Below are 16910 nucleotides of genomic sequence, written 5' to 3'. Positions count from 1 at the left end.
CAAAATCTCGTTAATAGTAGGCATGGCTTGATCTTTAAGGTTGCGCGTGGCGGTGGGCGGCGGAGTAGTTGCCGGTCACGTAGTGCTCCAGCTGGCGCTCGATATCGGTCAGCAGGCTGGATGCGCCGATGCGGAACAGGTGCGGTTCCAGCCACTCGTTGCCCAGCTCCTCCTTCATGACGGTCATGTACTGCAGCGCGGCCTTGGCCGTGGAGACGCCGCCGGCCGGCTTGTAGCCGACCTGGAAGCCGGTGCGCTCGTAGTACTCGCGGATGGCCCGCACCATCACCAGCGACACGGGGATGGTCGCGTTGACGCCTTCCTTGCCGGTGGACGTCTTGATGAAGTCGGCGCCCGCCATCATGCAGACCCACGATGCTTTCGCCACGTTCTCCAGGGTGACCAGGTCGCCGGTGGCCAGGATCGCCTTCACGTGCGCTTCGCCGCAAGCCTGGCGGTAGGCCAGCATCTCGTCGTACAGCGCCTGCCAGTTGCCGGTCAGGACGTGTTGGCGCGTGATGACGATGTCGATCTCCTGCGCGCCGTCGGCCACCGACAGTTCGATCTCGCGCACCTTGGTTTCCATGTTCGTCAGGCCGGCCGGGAAGCCGGTCGAGACGGCGGCGATGGGCAGGCGGCCCTTCAGCACCTTGTCCGCATGGCGGATCATCTCGTGGTAGACGCAGACGGCACCCGTCATCAACTTGCGCTCCTGCAGGCCCAGCGCTTCCACCAGGTCGGTGCGCAGCGGTCGCATGGCCTTCATGCACAGGCGCTCCACGCGGCCCGGGGTGTCGTCGCCCGACAGGGTGGTCAGGTCGATCAATTCGATGGCTTTCACCAGCCACGCGGCCTGGTATTCCTTCTTCACGGTGCGGCGGTTCGCCAGCGACGCGGCGCGGCGGTCGGCCGCCGCCTTGTTGACGTGGATGTGGTTCAGCCAGCCCAGGTCGAGGCCGATGGCCTCGTTGCGCTTGAAGTCTTGCGGGATGCTCATAACAGGTTGGTTCCGTTGGAAAGAGGTTTCACGCCCAGGTGGTGCGCCAGCGTCTGGCCGATGTCGGAGAAGGTCTCGGAGATGCCCAGCTGGCGCGGCGCGACGGCCGGGCCGAAGAAGATCATCGGGATGTGTTCGCGCGTGTGGTCCGAGCCGGGCGAGGTCGGGTCGCAGCCGTGATCGGCCGTGATGACGACCATGTCGCCGTCCTTGAGCTTGGCGATGAACTCGGGCAGGCGCGCGTCCAGCTCGTGCAGCGCCTGCGAGTAGCCCTGCACGTCGCGGCGGTGGCCGAACAGCATGTCGAAGTCGACGAAGTTCACGAACGTCAGCGATTTATCACCCGCCTCGTCCTGCACCTTGAGCAGCTGGTCGAACAGCGCCATGTTGTCCGGGCCCTTGACCACGCGCGAGACGCCCTTGGCGGCGTAGATGTCGCTGATCTTGCCCAGGGCGATGACTTCGCCGCCCGCGTCCTTGACGTGGTCCAGCAGGGTCGGCGCCGGCGGCGGCACCGCGTAGTCGTGGCGGTTGGCGGTGCGCTTGTAGTTGCCGTTCGCGCCCGTGAACGGCCGGGCGATCACGCGGCCGATGTTGTACGGCTTGACCAGCTCATAGGCGATCTCGCAGATCTCGTACAGGCGCTCCAGGCCGAAGTGCTCCTCGTGCGCGGCGATCTGCAGTACCGAGTCGGCCGACGTGTACAGGATCGGCTTGCCGGTGGCAACGTGCTCGTCGCCCAGTTCGTTGATGATGGTGGTGCCGGAGGCGTGGCAATTGCCCAGGAAGCCCGGCAGCTTGCCCAGTTCCTGCAACTGGTCCGTCAGCTCCTGCGGGAACGACGGCACCGTCTTCGGGAAGTAGCCCCAATCGAACAGCACCGGCACGCCGGCGATTTCCCAGTGGCCGCTCTGCGTGTCCTTGCCGGTCGACTGCTCGCGCGCGACGCCATAGGCGCCGGTGAAACCGTCGCGGGCGTTGAAGCCTTCGGCCCACTTGCAGGTCGCGATATGCGCGGCGGCGGCCAGGCCCAGCTTTTCCAGGTTCGGCAGCTGCATCGGCTTGCCCTCGCGGGCGGCCCAGGCGGCGATGCTGCCGAAGGTGTTGGCGGCGGCGTCGCCGTATTTGTCGGCATCCGGCGTGGCGCCGAGGCCGAAGGAATCGAGCAGGAGGATGAATGCGCGTGACATGATGTGTCCCGTATAAAAATGAAGGGCGGCCGCAGCCGCCCGTTGACTCTTAGGCCTGCGCGGCGGCAGGCGTCTTGGCGATGTTCGCCATGAAGGCCTGGATCAGTTTTACCAGGCTTTCCGCGCCGATGGCGGCGTACTTCAAGGTCTGCTCGTGCGACAACGGGAACGGCGACAGGCCTTCGGCCAGGTTGGTGATGACGGACACGCCCACGACCTTCAGGCCGCAGTGACGGGCCGGTACCACTTCCGGCACGACGGACATGCCGACGACGTCCGCACCCAGGCGGCCGAACGCGCGGATCTCGGCCGGCGTTTCGAAGTTCGGGCCGGCGTAGGCGATGTAGACGCCTTCGTGCAGGGTGATGTTCTGCTGCGCGGCGGTGTCCTGCAGGAGCTTGCGCAGGTCGGCGTCGTAGGCATTGGCCATGCTGAAGAAGCGCGGGCCGAAGCGCTCGTCGTTCGGGCCGATCATCGGCGTGCCGGGCAGGAAGTTGATATGGTCGTTCAGCGCCACCAGCGAGCCGGCGTCCACTTCCGGACGCAGCGAGCCGGCCGCATTCGTGACGAACACGAATTCGCAGCCGAGGAGCTTCAACGTGCGCACGGCGCTCGTCATCACGCCCAGGCCGTAGCCTTCGTAGAAGTGACCGCGCCCCTTCAGGCACACCACCGGCACGCCGGACAACGTGCCCAGCACCATCTGGCCCGCATGGCCGTGCACGGTGCTGATCGGGAAGCCGGGCAGCTCGTCGAAGCCGATCGAGACGGCGTCCGTCATCTGCTCGGCCAGCACGCCCAGGCCGGAGCCCAGGATCAGCGCGCAGCGCGGCTGGAAGTTCGCGGGCATGCGCGAGCGGACGATGGCGGCTGCCTGGAAGGGGGAATTGTTCAACATGGGGTCCTCGAAATGTCGGAATCTGGTCGGTGACGATGCAGTGACGCCGCGAACAATTAACTAATCGATGAGCGATCATTATTCAGCGGCGCCGGTGACAAGGCGACACTATGCATCATCCCTGATATGTATGGCAAATACCATTTTTCTTTGCCATTTATATGCAGGATATATAAATAAACGACTATTATAGCGAGGGAACGCGTTTGACACGAGGCAAACAGTTGTTTAGGATGTCGAACAGTTGTTTGAATCCATGAAAGCCTGTGTGAACGACCTTCCCAAGAAAGAGCAGCTGTTCCAGCTGATCCGATCCAACCCGTTCATCTCCCAGCAGCAGATGGCGGACCAGCTCGGCCTGTCGCGCTCGGCGGTCGCGGGCCACGTGGCCAGCCTGATCCGCGAGCGCCGCCTGCTGGGCCGCGCCTACGTGCTGCCCGCCGCGCGCGCCGTGCTGTGCATCGGTGCAGCCAACCTGGATCGCAAGCTGCGCACCCTGGCGCCGCTGCAGATGGCCACGTCCAATCCCGCCAGCGCCGAGGAAACCTATGGCGGCGTGGCACGCAATATCGCCGAGAACCTGGCGCGCCTGGGCAGCGCGTGCGCCCTGCTGACGGCACTGGGCGACGATGCCGCCGGTCAGGCGCTGCGCGGCCACGCCGAAGGCGCCGGCATCGACATGACCGGCTCCCTGAAGCTGCCCGGCACCGCCACGGGCACCTATACGGCCGTGCTGGACGCGGGCGGCGAAATGGTCGTCGCGCTGGCCGACATGGCATTGTACGACCACCTGACACCTGCCTTCCTGGCCGGGCGCCAGCCGCAGCGCAGCGCCGCCTCGCTGGTCGTGGCGGACCTGAACCTGCCCGAGGCCAGCATCGCCCTGCTGCTGGGCGACGCCCAGCGCGGCGGCGCCCGACTCGTCATCGTCGCCGTCTCGCAGCCGAAGATGGAACGCTTGCCGCGCGACCTGCGCGGCCTGCGCCTCCTGATTCTCAACCGCGGCGAGCTGGAAGCGCGCGCCGGCCGGCCGCTGCCGACCGAGGCGCACGTGCGCCAGGCCTGCCGCGCGCTGCAGGCCGAGGGCGCGCAGGACGTCGTCGTCACCTGCGGCGCAGCCGGCGTGTATCACACCGTGCCGGGCGACCTGCGCTGGCTGCCGGCACAGGAAGTCGATGACGTCGTCGACGTCACTGGCGCCGGCGACGCGTTTTCCGCCGCCGTCTGCTGGTCGCTGGCCGAGGGCGACGACGACCTGACTGTCGCCTGCACCCGCGGCCTGCACGCCGCCGCCCTTACCGTGCAAAGCCCGCACACCGTTTCCCCCGCGCTGACACCGGACCTGTTCAGCGCGGTCCTACACCCAGTACAGGATTGACAGCCCATGCAACAATACCTCTCCTTTTCGCCCGAAGTGGCCGCCGCGCGCGCCGCCGGCAAGCCTATCGTCGCGCTTGAATCGACGATCATCTCGCACGGCATGCCGTACCCGCAGAACGTGCAGACCGCACGCGAAGTCGAGCAGATCATCCGGGACGGCGGCGCCGTGCCCGCGACGATCGCCGTCATCGACGGCAAGATCTGCGTCGGCCTGACCGACGAGCAGCTCGAGCTGCTGGGCCAGTCGCCCGAGGCGATGAAGGTCAGCCGGCGCGACCTGCCCTATGTGCTGTCGCAGCACAAGCTGGGTGCCACCACGGTGGCCGCGACGATGATCTGCGCCCAACTGGCCGGCATCCCCGTCTTCGTCACGGGCGGCATCGGCGGCGTGCACCGCGGCGCCGAGACCAGCTTCGACATCTCGGCCGACCTGCAGGAACTGGCCCGGACCAACGTGGCCGTCGTTTGCGCCGGTGTGAAATCGATCCTCGACATCGGCCTGACCCTGGAATACCTGGAAACGCATGGCGTGCCGGTGGTCAGCGTTGGCCAACCCGGCTTCCCGGCCTTCTTCACGCGCGCGAGCGGCTTCAACGCCGACTTCCAGCTGGACACCCCGGCCGAGCAGGCGGCGTTCGTCCACACCAAGTGGCGCCTGGGCCTGAACGGCGGTGTCGTCGTCAGCAATCCGGTACCGGAGAGCGAGGCCATGCCGAAGGAAGAGATCGACGCGATCACCGTGCAGGCCCTGGAGGAAGCCGAACAGCAGGGTGTGACGGGCAAGAAGGTGACACCGTTCCTGCTGGCCCGCATCAAGACCTTGACCGAAGGCCGCAGCCTGGCGACGAACATCGCACTGGTCAAGAACAACGCCCGCGTGGGCGCCGCGCTGGCGCGCGCGATGGCGGAGTATCCGAGCACATAAGCAAGCACAAAAGCAAAGCACACTTCTGGCAGGGGCCCCATGTCGATCGACTTGAAACAACTGAAGTACTTCCTGGCCGTGGCCGAAGAAAAAAGCTTCAGCCGCGCCGCCGAACGGCTGCACATCTCGCAGCCGCCGCTGTCGCAGCAGATCATGAAGCTGGAGGCGGAACTGGGCGTCAAGCTGTTTGCCCGCACCACCCGCAGCTTCGAGTTGACGGTTGCCGGCCGGGCCCTGATGAACGAGGCGGCCGACCTGCTGGCCAAGATGCGCATGACGATCGACACGGTGCGCCAGATCGACCGCGGCGAGGTGGGCCGGCTGCGTGTGGGCATCGTCGGCTCGGCGATGTGGGGCCCCATTCCCAGCCTGCTCGAACAGTTCCAGAGCCAGTACCCGCGCGTGACGTGGACGATCCACGAATTCGGCCCCACCGTGCAGTACGACGCGCTGCGCGCCAAGCAGATCGACGTGGGCTTCTGGCGCGAGCCGAAGCTGGACGAGAATGACCTGAAAAACGACAACCTGCGCCAGGAGCTGTGCTTTCGCGAGAACGTCTGCGTCGCCGTCAACGAACACCACCCGCTGGCCAAGCGCGACGCCATCGAGCTGGCCGACATCGCCGATGAGCCGATGCTGACGCTGGCCCTGGACAAGTCCGCGTTCCCCCGCTACCTGATCCAGTGCTGCGTCAACGCCGGCTTCCAGCCGGCGATCTTCCAGGAAGCTTCCGAGCCGCAGACCCTGTTGGCGATGGTGGGCGCCGGCCTGGGCGTCACCCTGATGCCGGAAACCACGAGCCGCATCGGCTGGCCAGGCGTGGTGTTCCTGCCGATCCGGACCAATGCGCCGTCGGCCAATCTGTACATCACTTATACGACGCTGGACGATGCGCCGGTGGTGCGGGCGTTCCTGAATATCTTGCGGCCGCCTGGGCGGGAGTAAGAGCCGGGGTCGGACCCGCCGGGTCCGACCCCAGTTTTCGGTTCCGGGTTCGACGCACTGCTGCGACGCGCCGACAGTACGTCAATGCGTCCCGCCACCCGCCTCGCGCAAATCGCCGGCCACTGCACACGCCGTCCGCACCGCAATTTTCAACGCCTCGACCATATCCACCAGCGCCATGCTGGCTGTCGGCACCGGCTGCCGCGCCGCCTGCTGCGGCAGGAACGGAATATGGATGAATCCAGCGCGCACTGCTGGCTGTTCACGCAGCATATGCATCAGCTGATAGAACACGTGATTGCAAACGAACGTCCCAGCCGTCTGCGACACCGATGCCGGCAGCCCGGCCGCACGCAACGCATGCACGATGGCCTTGATCGGCAAGGTGGCGAAGTAGGCAGCGGGACCGCCAGGCACGATCGGCTCGTCCACCAGCTGGACGGCGCGGTTGTCGGCGATCGGCGCGTCGTCGATATTGATGGCGATCCGCTCGACCGTGATGTCGGCCCGCCCGCCGGCTTGGCCGACGGCGATGACGACGTCCGGCCTGATCACGTCGAGCGCCTCGCGCAGCACGTCGGCCGCTTGCCCGAACACGCACGGCAGCTGGCGCACGTGGAGGACGATGCCCTGCTCCGCCCAGCCCTCCAGCGCGCGCACGGCTTCCCAGGCGGGATTGATCGGTTGTTGGTTGAACGGCTCGAAGCCCGTCAGCAGCACAGTGGTCGTCATCGGTTCATCAGGAAGTACAGCAATACGATATTCACGCCCAAGAGCGGCAGCGCCGTCGGCACCTGGGCCTTGATGACGGCATGCTTGTCGGGCAGGTCCAGCAGCGCGGCCGGCACGATGTTGAAGTTGGCCGCCATCGGCGTCATCAAGGTGCCGCAGTAGGCGCTGAACATGCCGATCGCCGCCATCACGGCCGGGTTGGCGTGGAATACGCCGACCAGCACCGGGATGCCGACGCCGCCCGTCATCACGGGGAAGGCGGCAAAGCCGTTGCCCATGACGATCGTAAACAGCGCCATGCCGACACAATACACCGTCACGGCCACCAGCTTCGAATCCATCGGTATGTACGACGTGGCCACGTGCGCGACCGCCTTGCCGACGCCCACCTGGGTGAACAGCAGGCCGAGGATCGCCAGCAGGTGCGGCAGGAAGAAGGCCCAGCCCAGCGCGTCGACCAGGCGGCGGTGCTCGCGCATCGCCTGCACCGGCGAGGAATGCGTCAGCCGGCACGCCAGCGCGGCCGCGATGATCGAGGCGCAGCCCAGGCCCACGAGCGTCGCCTGCTTGGGGTCGATCAGGAACAGCTCGCCCAGCTTGACGTCTTTCAGCAGGGTCGACGCCACCACCGTCACCAGCGGAATCGCCAGCGCGGGCAGGAACAGCTTGTGGCCCAGGCGGCGCGCGCTGGCGCGGCGCTCTGCATCGGGCAGCACGTCCGGCTTGCCGCTGCGGACCGCGCCGCAGCCGGCCAGCAGCGCCATCGCGACGACGATGGCGCCTGCCAGTTCGGCCGGCATCGCGTCGCCGCCAAGATAGACGGCCGCGTACAGGCCCCAGAACAGTGCCGTCGTATAGCGGCGCGGGTTGGAGCGATCGGTGGCCGACATCCACGCAACGATCGCCAGGATCGCGCCCACCACATAATAGAAATGCTCGAGTTGAAGAATCATGCGCGCGCCAAGTAGACGTCGAGCCGGCGCAGGCGCCAGGCGTGGATGATGAAGGCGCAGATCGCCGTGGGGATGCCCCACAGCGCCATGTGCAGCGGATCGACCTCGATCCCTTCGCCGCGCAGGATCGTCTGCATCAGCACGATGGCGCCGAAGGCGACGAAGATGTCCTCGCCGAAGAACAGGCCGACGTTGTCGGTGGCCGCCGTCATTGCGCGCACGCGCTGGCGCGCCGGGTCGGACAGGCTGGCGCCGCGCGCCTCGGCCTGCCGCTCGGCCGCGCCCTCTGCCATCGGCGCCATCAGCGGCCGCACCATCGTCGGGTGGCCGCCGATCGACGTCAGCCCGACGGCGGCCGCGCCTTCGCGGATGGCCAAGTAGACGATCAGCAGGCGCCCGGCCGTGGCAGAGCGCACCCGGCCGATCGCCGCCTGTGCGTGCTCGCGCAAGCCAAAGCGCTCCAGCAAACCGATGGCCGCCAGCGGCAGCAGCAGGATCAGCGGCAGGTTGCGCGTCTTGACGAAGGCGCCGCCCAGCGCCGCCAGCAGCTCGAGCGGCGGCATCCACACGGCCACGCCGGTGGCCAGGCACGCGGCCAGCACGACCAGCACGGGGTGCAGCCGCAACAGGAAGCCGGCGACGATGACGGCCACGCCCAGCAGTGGCCACAGATTCACAGCAGACTGCATTCACCCTCCACAAGTTTCTCGAAAAATGGGGTCTGTCCCCATTTTTCAGGCAATATTGCGAGTTGGTAGCACAAAAAAAGCCCCGCACTGGGCGGGGCAGGTCTCAAGCTACGTAACCAACAGTATCAGAAATTCATTTTGAACTGCACACCGTACGTGCGCGGCTCGTTCAGGATACCGGTCATGTTGTTGAAGTCGATCGCACCCACGGACTGTACCTCGTCCGTGATGTTGCGGCCGTAGAGTGCCAGATCGTATTTGCCGTCGCCCCATTTGTAGCCCAGGCGCAGGCCGCCTTCCAGCAGGTCCTTGGCCTTGTACTCGACCGCTTCGTACAGGAAGAAGTTGTACGACGAACGATACGACCAGTCGGTGAAGGCGTAGAACTCGCCGTTCGCGACCGGAGTGCTGTACTTCAGCGTGAAGTTGTGCTGCCACTTCGGTGCGCGCGGCAGCGGGTTGCCGTTGATCAGGGCGACACGGGAGCCGCCGACAAACGAAACCGGGTTCGTCACCGTGCAGCCGCCGCCGCAAGGCAACACGAACAGGCTGGCATCCTTGATCTCGGTGTCGTTGTAGCTGCTGCCGAACGTGGCCGACAGCGAGTCCGACAGGTTGGCCTGGATGTCCAGTTCCACGCCCTGGCCGGTGGCCTTGTCGGCGTTGAGCAGCTGGTTCATGTTGATCGAACCGCTGCCGGCCGTCAGCTGCTTGTCCTTGACGCGGTAGTGGAACGCCGTGGCCGACAGGCGCGCGCGGCGGTCGAACAAGTCCTGCTTGATCCCCGCTTCATACGACAGCACCTTCTCGGCGCCGGCCATCGAAGGACGGCTCGACAGGTCGTTCAGGCGGCCCTGCATCGACGGCGCACGGTAGCCCGTCGCGATGCGCGCGAACAGGTTGGTGTCCTTGGTCAGCACATAGGTGCCGCTGGCATCCCAGCTGACGTTGGTCGAGTCGTCCGACAGCTCGTGGTAGCTGCGACCGGTCGTCTCGATGCGCTGCGCCACGAAGTCCTTCTTGTCGCTGGTGTAGCGCACACCGCCGCGCACTTTCAGGCGGTCGTTGATCGCGTAGTTCAGCGAGCCGAAGGCCGCCCACGATTTCGCGTTCTGCTCCTGCGTCGCGTAGTTGGGGTTCTGCGGATTGCCCGGTGCCAGCGAATTGAAGGAGATACTGTCGATCTGGATGTCTTCCTTGAAGTAGAAGACACCGGCGATCCACTGCAGCGGGCCCTTGGTGCTGGACTCGGCGCGCAGCTCCTGCGAGATCTGCTTGTGGTTCGGGATCAGGTCGGCCGTCTCGACCAGGAACGGGATGAAGCCCGGACCCATCGGCGGCGCATACGAGGCGCCGTAGCCGCCGTCGACGTCGGCGCGGCTGAAGAAGTCCAGCTTCTCGTAGCCGGTGATCGAGTGCAGCGTAATGCCCGGCAGGTCCCAGCGCATGCGCAGGCTGGCGCCCTTGTTCTTCAGGTGCTGTTCGTTGATGCCGTCGGTCGGGTAGCTGCCGTAGTCGAAGTTGTCGACCAGGTCGTTGGTGCCCTTCTTCAGGATATTGGCGCGGAACAGCGTCGCGGTGCCGTCCATGTCGCGGCCGTGCACGTTGAACAGGGCGCTGAAGTTGGCGGTCGGCTTGACCAGCACCTGCAGGCGCGCGGCGTTGTCCTTGTAGCCTTCGAAATCGCGCGTGCCGGTCGGACGGTCGTTGTGCACGCGGTCGCCGCGGTGCTGCGACTGGCCGGAGAAGCGGATCGCCACGGTGTCGCTGACCGGGATGTTGTAGGCACCGTCGATGTTGCGCACGCGGTCCTTGCCGAAGCCGGCGGACAGGTAGCCTTCGGTCTTGAACACGGGCTTGGCCGAGTCGAACTTGATGACGCCGGCCGGCGAGTTGCGGCCGAACAGCGTGCCCTGCGGGCCGCGCAGCACTTCCACCTGATCCACGTCGAACACGGGGAAGCCCTTCAGCATCGGGTTTTCCTGCACGATGTCGTCCATCACCAGGCCGACCGGCTGCGACGCGTTCAGGTCGAAATCGGTATTGCCCAGGCCGCGGATATAGAAGCGCGGGAAGGTACGGCCGTAGTCGGACTCGATCGCGACCGATGGCGAACGGCCGGACAGGAAGCGGATGTCCTGGCCGCCGGAGGTCAGCACGTCCAGCTTCTCGCCCTTGACGGTGGCGATCGACATCGGCACGTCCTTGATGTTCTCGGCGCGGCGCTGGGCCGTCACGATGACCTGCTCGAGCTGGCCGGGCTGGCGCTTCTCGACGACGACGTCGCTGGCGGTATCGCTGCCGGCGGCCGGCTGCTGCGTTTCCTGCGCGATGGCCCCATGCAGGGGGAATGCGGCGGCGATCGCCAGCGCGATCAGCGTACGGGCGGCGTACCGGGTGGGTTCAGACATGGACCAGCTCCTTCTTGTTCATTTGAATTCGGAATAGAAAAGACTGCAAAGTGCGCAATTTACTCAGGAAAACTGCAGGCAAGACGGGATGCTAGCACCAAACCCAGTGACCGAAAATCGAAGAAGGGCCAATCCGATTGATATCAAATTAATATAAATCGGCAAGCAAAAACGTATTTGTCATACATATCACGGCTGTTGCATAGTTAAGAGCTGACCCATCGGGCCGCTGTGGAGACGGTGGCATGCGGCAACGGCGCGCCGCGCAGAGGGGAAACGGGCAAAATCGCCGCGTCGACGATTTTCCGGCGCTGCCGGCGGTTCGGCAGTGCGGAGTCGAAAAAACAACGCTGGAGGGCGCGCTCGGTCAGCCCGTGTGATGTTGTGCCAACGCTACAGTGCGGCGTTGAGTCGGTAGCAATTTGCTAACAAGTGAAAATCTGGCAACGATAGTTTGCAGCGATGCATCGAGTCCGGCCTCTAAATTCGGGGCGTTTCCAGCCTTCTGGCAATAGTGGCCTACATGTTTTGCTCGCAAAAACTATACAATAACGAACTTCCAGGAGCCTATTCATGCAAATCAAACAACTTACGATGATGATCGCAGCCGTTGCGGTGTCGGCTGGCGCATGCGCCGCCACGCCCAAGCTGGGCATCGTCTACGATGCGGGCGGCAAGTTCGACAAATCGTTCAACCAGTCCGCTTTCGAAGGCGCCTCGCGCTTCAAGAAGGACACGAACATCAACTTCATCGAAGTGCAGGCGTCGTCCGACACGCAGGCCGAGCAGGTGCTGCGCGGCCTCGCGCGCAAGAAGCTGGACCTGATCGCCTCGATCGGTTTCGCCCAGACCCAGGCCGTACAGAAGGTCGCGAAGGAATTCCCGAACGTGCGCTTCGTGCTGATCGACGGCGTGGCGCAAGGCGCCAACGTCAACTCGATTACGTTCAAGGAAGAAGAAGGCTCCTACCTGGTCGGCGTGGCCGCCGCCGCGGCATCGAAGACCAAGAAGCTGGGCTTCATCGGCGGCATCGACATCCCGCTGATCCGTACCTTCGCGTGCGGCTACGCTCAGGGCGCGAAGTCCGTCGACAAGAAAGCGGAAGTCGTGCAGAACATGGTCGGCACCACCGCCGCCGCCTGGAACGATCCGGCCAAGGGCGGCGAACTGGCCCGCTCGCAGTTCGAGCGCGGCGTGGACGTGGTGTTCGCCGTGGCGGGCGGCTCGGGCCTGGGCACGCTGCAGATGGCCAAGGAAAAAGGCAAGCTGGCGATCGGCGTCGACTCCAACCAGAACCACCTGTATCCGGGCACCGTGCTGACCTCGATGGTCAAGCGCGTCGACAACGCCGTCTACGACAGCTTCATGCAGGTGAAGAACGGCACCTGGAAAGGCGGCGTCACGGCCAAGGGCCTGAAGGAAGGCGGCGTGGACTGGGCGCTGGACGAGCACAACCGCAAGGTGATCACGCCGGAAATCGAAAAGAAAGTGCTGGGTGCCCGCAAGGACATCATCGACGGCAAGGTCAAGGTCATCGACATCCGCACGGGCGCGGCCTGCCCGGCCTGATCCTTCTTTAACGTTCGGGACTTCCCGTAGAAACGCGCCGCAGGGGCATCTCCCCTGCGGCGCGTTTTTCAGTAAAACCATCCTAAAATCCTATGCAGCCAGCAGTTGAATTTCGCGGCATCTCCAAGCACTTCGGAGCGGTCAAGGCGAATACGGACGTCAGCTTCGCGATCGCCAAGGGCGCCATCCATGGCCTCGTGGGCGAGAACGGCGCCGGCAAGTCGACCCTGATGAGCATCCTGTACGGCTACTACAATGCCGACGCCGGCGAGATCCTCCTCGACGGCCACGCACGGCAGATCCGTACCAGCCAGGAAGCGATCCGCCTCGGCATCGGCATGGTGCACCAGCACTTCATGCTGGTCGATAACATGACCGTGCTCGATAACGTCATGCTGGGCACCGAGGGCGGCTTCCGCCTGTCGGCCCACCGCGCCGCCACCGAGAAGAAGCTGCGCGAGATCTGCGCCACCTACCGGCTCGACGTCGATCCGCTGGCGACGATCCACGACCTGTCCGTGGGCGCGCAGCAGCGCGTCGAAATCCTCAAGCAGATCTACCGCAGCGCCAACATCCTGATCCTGGACGAGCCGACGGCCGTGCTGACCGCGCAGGAAACGGAATCGCTGTTCCAGATCCTGCGCCTGTTCAAGGAACAGGGCAAGACCATCATCCTGATCACGCACAAGCTGCAGGAGATCATGGACATCACCGACAGCGTGACGGTGATGCGCGCCGGCCGCGTGGTCGGTGCGGTGCAGACGGCGCAGACCTCGAAGGAGGAACTGGCCAACATGATGGTGGGCCGCCCGATCGAGAACAACCTGCCGCGCGCGCCCTACAACCCGGGCAAGCCGGTGCTGGAAGTGCGCGACCTGCAGCTGAAGGACAGCAGCGGCGTTTCCCTGCTGGAGGACATCGGCTTCACCCTGCGCGCGGGCGAGATCGTCGCCATCGCCGGCGTCTCCGGCAATGGCCAGAGCGAATTGATGGAAGTCCTGTCGGGCATGCGCCTGCCCTCGTCCGGCGGCGCCGACTTCGAGGGCAAGCCGCTGCCCTACGGCCGCCACGATGCGGACGGCCTGCCGCTGGTATTCCGCGACCTGGGCATCGCCCACGTGCCGGAAGACCGCCTGCGCGACGGCGTCGTCAAGAGCTTCTCCGTCATGCAGAACACGGTGCTGGGCTACCAGGACCACCTGAAAGGCAAGTTCGGCCTGTTCGACTTCAAGCACATCGCCAGCCGCTGCCAGGAACTGCTGAAGGAATTCGACGTGCGCCCGCCCAACCCGGACCTGCGTATCGGCCTGCTCTCGGGCGGCAACCAGCAGAAGGTCGTGATCGCGCGCGAAGTGCTGGCGCAGCCGAAGCTGATGCTGGTCGGCCAGCCCACCCGCGGCGTCGACATCGGCACCATCGAGGCGATCCACAAGCAGCTCTTGGCCCTGCGCGACGCCGGCGTGGCGATCCTGCTCGTCTCCGTCGAGCTGGAGGAAGTGCGCGCGCTGGCCGACCGCATCCTCGTGATGTGCGGCGGCCGCATCACCGGCGAACTGCCGATCAATGAATTCGACACCACCCGCATCGGTCTCCTGATGGGCGGGATGCACAAATCATGACTACCAACGATATGCCACGCTGGGCAACCGGCATTGTCCTCCCGCTTCTGAACCTGCTGTCGGCGATGCTGGTCGCCGCGCTGGCGATCCACCTGCTGGGCGAAGACCCGGTCGATGCGATGCGCATCCTGGTCAACAGCGCCATCGTCAATCCGGAAGGCCTGTCGTACACGCTGTTCTACGCGTCCACGTTCGTCTTCACCGGTCTGGCCGTGTCGCTGGCGATGCAGGCCGGCCTGTTCAACATCGGCGCCGAAGGCCAGATGTATTTCGGCGGCCTGGGCCTGACCCTGGCGATGCTGGCGTTCGACGCGTCCCTGCCGTGGTATCTCCTGATCCCGGTCGGCATGCTCGGCGCGGCGCTGTTCGGCGCGCTGTGGGCCTTCATCCCCGGCTACCTGCAGGCGAAACGGGGCAGCCACATCGTCGTGACGACGATCATGTTCAACTTCATCGCCGCCTCGCTGATGAACTTCGTCATCGTCAAGTACCTGATCCCGCCGGGCGAGCAGAATACCGCCAGCCGTGTGTTCTCCGACGCGGCCGCGCTGCCGCCGCTGAACGCCTGGTTCCCGGCGCTGGGCGATACGCCGCTCAACGTCAGCTTCTTCCTGTCCATCCTGGCGCTGGTGATCTACGGCGTGTTCGTCTCGCGTTCGGCCTGGGGCTACAAGCTGCGCGCCACGGGCCTGAACAAGCATGCCGCGCACTATGCCGGCGTGAAGATCAGCGCCATGATCATCGTCACCATGCTGATCTCGGGTGCGCTGGCGGGCCTGGGCGCCGTCAACTCGATCATGGGTTCGACGCACTACCTGTCGCTGAACTTCGTCGGCGGCGCCGGCTTCGTCGGCATCGCCATCGCCCTGATGGGCCGCCAGCATCCGGTCGGCATCTTCCTGTCGTCCGTGCTGTTCGGCGCGCTGATCCAGGGCGGCTTCGACCTGTCGCTGGAAAAGCCGAACATTCCGACCGAGACGTTCATCTTCATCCAGGGCCTGATCATCCTGTTCTGCGGCGCGATGGAGAACCTGTACGCGCCCGTGCTCATCAAACTGATCAAAGGTAAAAAGGGCTGAGATCATGACTTTCGAAGATCTTCATCTGGGCAGTATCGTCGTCTCGACCGTGCGCAACGCGCCGGTCCTGATTTTCGCCGCGATGGCCGGCCTGTTCGCGGAGCGCTCCGGCGTCATCGACATCGGCCTCGAAGGCAAGATCCTGGCCTCGGCCTTTGTCTCCGCCGCCGTGGCCTTCACCACGCAGAATCCATGGTACGGCATCCTGGCCGGCATGGCCGTGTCGATCGCACTGGCCACCCTGCAGGGCTACGTGGCCGTCACGCAGAAGGGCAACCAGCTGGTGGCCGGCATTGCCATCAATATCGCGATGAGCGGCCTGACGTTCGTCGTGGCGCAGTACTTCTTCCAGCAGGGCGGCCGCACGCCCGACCTGGGCGCGGCGCGCCTGCCATATGTGACCCTGCCGGGCAGCGCCGCCGTGGCGGACGTGCCGGTGCTGGGCTGGATCTGGACCCAGCTGCTGGGCGGCCACTCGATCCTCGTCTACGGCGCGTTCGCGCTGGTGCCGCTGGTGCACTGGCTGCTGTACCACACCCGCTTCGGCCTGCGCCTGCGTGCCTGCGGCGAGAACCCGCACGCGGCCGACGCGGCCGGCGTCTCGGTCGAGCGCACCCGCTACACGTCCATGCTGATCGCCGGCACGCTGTGCTCCTTCTCGGGCGCCTACCTGGCGATCGTGCAGAGCGGTTTCTTCCTGCGCGACATGTCGGCCGGCATGGGCTACCTGGCGCTGACGGCCATGGTGTTCGGCAACTGGCGCCCGTTCTACACGTTCCTGGGTTGCCTGATGTTCGGCTTCTTCACGGCGGTGCAGATCCAGCTGGAAGGTGTCGACCTGCCGGTCGTGGGCCGCATCCCGGGCGCGCTGATCCAGATGGTGCCGTACGTGGTGACGGTGATCGCGCTGGCCGGGCTGATGGCCAAGTCGGTGGCGCCGAAGGCGATCGGGGTGCCGTTCGTGAAGTCGCGCTGAGCGACGGTGCTGATGCAAAAACGCCCGCGATTGCGGGCGTTTTTTTTAGGGGGGTGGGGTCTGTCCCCGGTAAGTGTCGGCACTGAGCCATGTTGCTGGCACGCTCAGGGGACTGACCCCGGTTTTTATCAGCGCCTGTAGAACGCCAGGGTGCTCAAGCGCCAGCGATTAAAACCGGGGTCAGTCCCGAAGGGACAGACCCCAAGCAGCCCCCCAACCCTCATTTCTGCGCCAGGATCCATTTCACGAGCGTATGCGCCTCCGCATCCGACACGGCATTCGGCGGCATCGGCACCGGACCCCACACGCCGGCGCCACCCTTCATGACCTTCTGCACCAGCTTGTCCTCGGCATCCTTCTGGCCTTTGTATTTGGCGGCGACGTCCTTGTAGGCCGGCCCCACCAGCTTGGTGGCGGTCGCATGGCAGGCCATGCAGTTCTTCGATTTCGCCAGTTCTTCCGGCGTGGCCGCATGCGCCGCGCTGGCGGCAACGGCGGCGGCGAGCGACAACAGGCTTGCTGCAACGACTTGTTTCATTGATTTTCT

15 protein-coding genes are annotated in these 16910 nt (G+C 65.3%); 7 read left to right on the top strand and 8 right to left on the bottom strand.

Annotation, left to right across the window (positions count from 1 at the left end; all coding sequences use genetic code 11):
* Positions 1–34: 34 nt before the first annotated feature.
* From deoC to xapA, 3 genes are read right to left on the bottom strand one after another with little or no spacing between them, the layout of a single operon-like run.
* Entirely contained in the window at positions 35–997 is a 963-nt protein-coding gene (gene deoC / locus E7V67_004615; GenBank protein WUR14392.1) for a deoxyribose-phosphate aldolase, read from the bottom strand.
* Entirely contained in the window at positions 994–2187 is a 1194-nt protein-coding gene (locus tag E7V67_004610) for a phosphopentomutase (protein WUR14391.1), read from the bottom strand. Before E7V67_004610 ends, deoC begins: the two co-directional genes overlap by 4 nt.
* Before the next feature lie 49 nt (positions 2188–2236).
* Positions 2237–3085, bottom strand: a complete 849-nt coding sequence (gene xapA / locus E7V67_004605) for a xanthosine phosphorylase (GenBank protein ID WUR14390.1) — start codon at positions 3083–3085, stop codon at positions 2237–2239.
* 268 nt (positions 3086–3353) lie between these two features.
* Between xapA and E7V67_004600 the strand changes: the two genes are divergently transcribed.
* The 3 genes from E7V67_004600 to E7V67_004590 are packed head-to-tail and all read left to right on the top strand — an operon-like array spanning position 3354 to position 6335.
* On the top strand, positions 3354–4463 hold the full coding sequence (locus tag E7V67_004600; protein ID WUR14389.1) for a carbohydrate kinase: 1110 nt from the start codon (positions 3354–3356) through the stop codon (positions 4461–4463).
* A 6-nt stretch (positions 4464–4469) separates the two neighbouring features.
* Entirely contained in the window at positions 4470–5390 is a 921-nt protein-coding gene (locus tag E7V67_004595; GenBank protein ID WUR14388.1) for a pseudouridine-5'-phosphate glycosidase, read from the top strand.
* A 39-nt stretch (positions 5391–5429) separates the two neighbouring features.
* Entirely contained in the window at positions 5430–6335 is a 906-nt protein-coding gene (locus E7V67_004590) for a LysR family transcriptional regulator (protein ID WUR14387.1), read from the top strand.
* A gap of 81 nt (positions 6336–6416) precedes the next feature.
* Here the strand turns inward: E7V67_004590 and pcp are convergent, their stop codons facing one another.
* The 4 genes from pcp to E7V67_004570 form a co-directional block, all read right to left on the bottom strand.
* Positions 6417–7067, bottom strand: a complete 651-nt coding sequence (gene pcp / locus E7V67_004585) for a pyroglutamyl-peptidase I (GenBank protein ID WUR14386.1) — start codon at positions 7065–7067, stop codon at positions 6417–6419.
* Positions 7064–8020, bottom strand: a complete 957-nt coding sequence (locus tag E7V67_004580; GenBank protein WUR14385.1) for a DUF979 domain-containing protein — start codon at positions 8018–8020, stop codon at positions 7064–7066. The genes pcp and E7V67_004580 overlap by 4 nt, the downstream gene beginning before the upstream one ends.
* Positions 8017–8709 (bottom strand): DUF969 domain-containing protein, encoded by a 693-nt coding sequence (locus E7V67_004575; GenBank protein ID WUR14384.1) that lies wholly within the window; start codon positions 8707–8709, stop codon positions 8017–8019. The genes E7V67_004580 and E7V67_004575 overlap by 4 nt, the downstream gene beginning before the upstream one ends.
* Before the next feature lie 125 nt (positions 8710–8834).
* Complete coding sequence (locus E7V67_004570) at positions 8835–11120, bottom strand: TonB-dependent receptor (protein WUR14383.1); 2286 nt, start codon at positions 11118–11120, stop codon at positions 8835–8837.
* Positions 11121–11693: 573 nt separating this feature from the next.
* On the opposite strand from E7V67_004570, the gene E7V67_004565 reads away from it, so the two are divergent.
* The 4 genes from E7V67_004565 to E7V67_004550 all read left to right on the top strand — a co-directional run bounded on the left by E7V67_004565 (position 11694) and on the right by E7V67_004550 (position 16363).
* On the top strand, positions 11694–12689 hold the full coding sequence (locus E7V67_004565; protein WUR14382.1) for a BMP family ABC transporter substrate-binding protein: 996 nt from the start codon (positions 11694–11696) through the stop codon (positions 12687–12689).
* A gap of 92 nt (positions 12690–12781) precedes the next feature.
* Complete coding sequence (locus tag E7V67_004560; GenBank protein ID WUR14381.1) at positions 12782–14308, top strand: ABC transporter ATP-binding protein; 1527 nt, start codon at positions 12782–12784, stop codon at positions 14306–14308.
* The gene (locus E7V67_004555) at positions 14305–15387 is read left to right on the top strand and encodes an ABC transporter permease (protein WUR14380.1); all 1083 of its coding nucleotides are present in this window, start codon (positions 14305–14307) and stop codon (positions 15385–15387) included. The genes E7V67_004560 and E7V67_004555 overlap by 4 nt, the downstream gene beginning before the upstream one ends.
* 4 nt (positions 15388–15391) lie before the next feature.
* Positions 15392–16363: an ABC transporter permease gene (locus E7V67_004550; protein ID WUR14379.1), complete on the top strand. Its 972-nt coding sequence runs from the start codon at positions 15392–15394 to the stop codon at positions 16361–16363.
* Positions 16364–16583: 220 nt separating this feature from the next.
* Here E7V67_004550 and E7V67_004545 read toward each other — a convergent pair whose 3' ends face one another.
* Entirely contained in the window at positions 16584–16901 is a 318-nt protein-coding gene (locus tag E7V67_004545) for a c-type cytochrome (protein WUR14378.1), read from the bottom strand.
* Positions 16902–16910 lie beyond the last annotated feature (9 nt).

It is taken from the genome of [Empedobacter] haloabium (assembly GCA_008011715.2).
In the GTDB taxonomy this organism is placed as follows: domain Bacteria; phylum Pseudomonadota; class Gammaproteobacteria; order Burkholderiales; family Burkholderiaceae_D; genus Rugamonas; species Rugamonas haloabia.
This window is presented reverse-complemented; position numbering and strand designations above follow the sequence as displayed.

Excerpts from the sequence above, each read along its gene's own strand:
- E7V67_004595 (WUR14388.1), top strand. The coding sequence starts at position 4,470 with ATGCAACAATACCTCTCCTTTTCGCCCGAAGTGGCCGCCGCGCGCGCC.
- E7V67_004545 (WUR14378.1), bottom strand. The coding sequence starts at position 16,901 with ATGAAACAAGTCGTTGCAGCAAGCCTGTTGTCGCTCGCCGCCGCCGTT.
- E7V67_004560 (WUR14381.1), top strand. The coding sequence starts at position 12,782 with ATGCAGCCAGCAGTTGAATTTCGCGGCATCTCCAAGCACTTCGGAGCG.
- xapA (WUR14390.1), bottom strand. The coding sequence starts at position 3,085 with ATGTTGAACAATTCCCCCTTCCAGGCAGCCGCCATCGTCCGCTCGCGC.
- E7V67_004610 (WUR14391.1), bottom strand. The coding sequence starts at position 2,187 with ATGTCACGCGCATTCATCCTCCTGCTCGATTCCTTCGGCCTCGGCGCC.
- E7V67_004555 (WUR14380.1), top strand. The coding sequence starts at position 14,305 with ATGACTACCAACGATATGCCACGCTGGGCAACCGGCATTGTCCTCCCG.
- E7V67_004550 (WUR14379.1), top strand. The coding sequence starts at position 15,392 with ATGACTTTCGAAGATCTTCATCTGGGCAGTATCGTCGTCTCGACCGTG.
- pcp (WUR14386.1), bottom strand. The coding sequence starts at position 7,067 with ATGACGACCACTGTGCTGCTGACGGGCTTCGAGCCGTTCAACCAACAA.
- E7V67_004575 (WUR14384.1), bottom strand. The coding sequence starts at position 8,709 with ATGCAGTCTGCTGTGAATCTGTGGCCACTGCTGGGCGTGGCCGTCATC.
- E7V67_004590 (WUR14387.1), top strand. The coding sequence starts at position 5,430 with ATGTCGATCGACTTGAAACAACTGAAGTACTTCCTGGCCGTGGCCGAA.
- E7V67_004565 (WUR14382.1), top strand. The coding sequence starts at position 11,694 with ATGCAAATCAAACAACTTACGATGATGATCGCAGCCGTTGCGGTGTCG.
- E7V67_004580 (WUR14385.1), bottom strand. The coding sequence starts at position 8,020 with ATGATTCTTCAACTCGAGCATTTCTATTATGTGGTGGGCGCGATCCTG.
- deoC (WUR14392.1), bottom strand. The coding sequence starts at position 997 with ATGAGCATCCCGCAAGACTTCAAGCGCAACGAGGCCATCGGCCTCGAC.
- E7V67_004570 (WUR14383.1), bottom strand. The coding sequence starts at position 11,120 with ATGTCTGAACCCACCCGGTACGCCGCCCGTACGCTGATCGCGCTGGCG.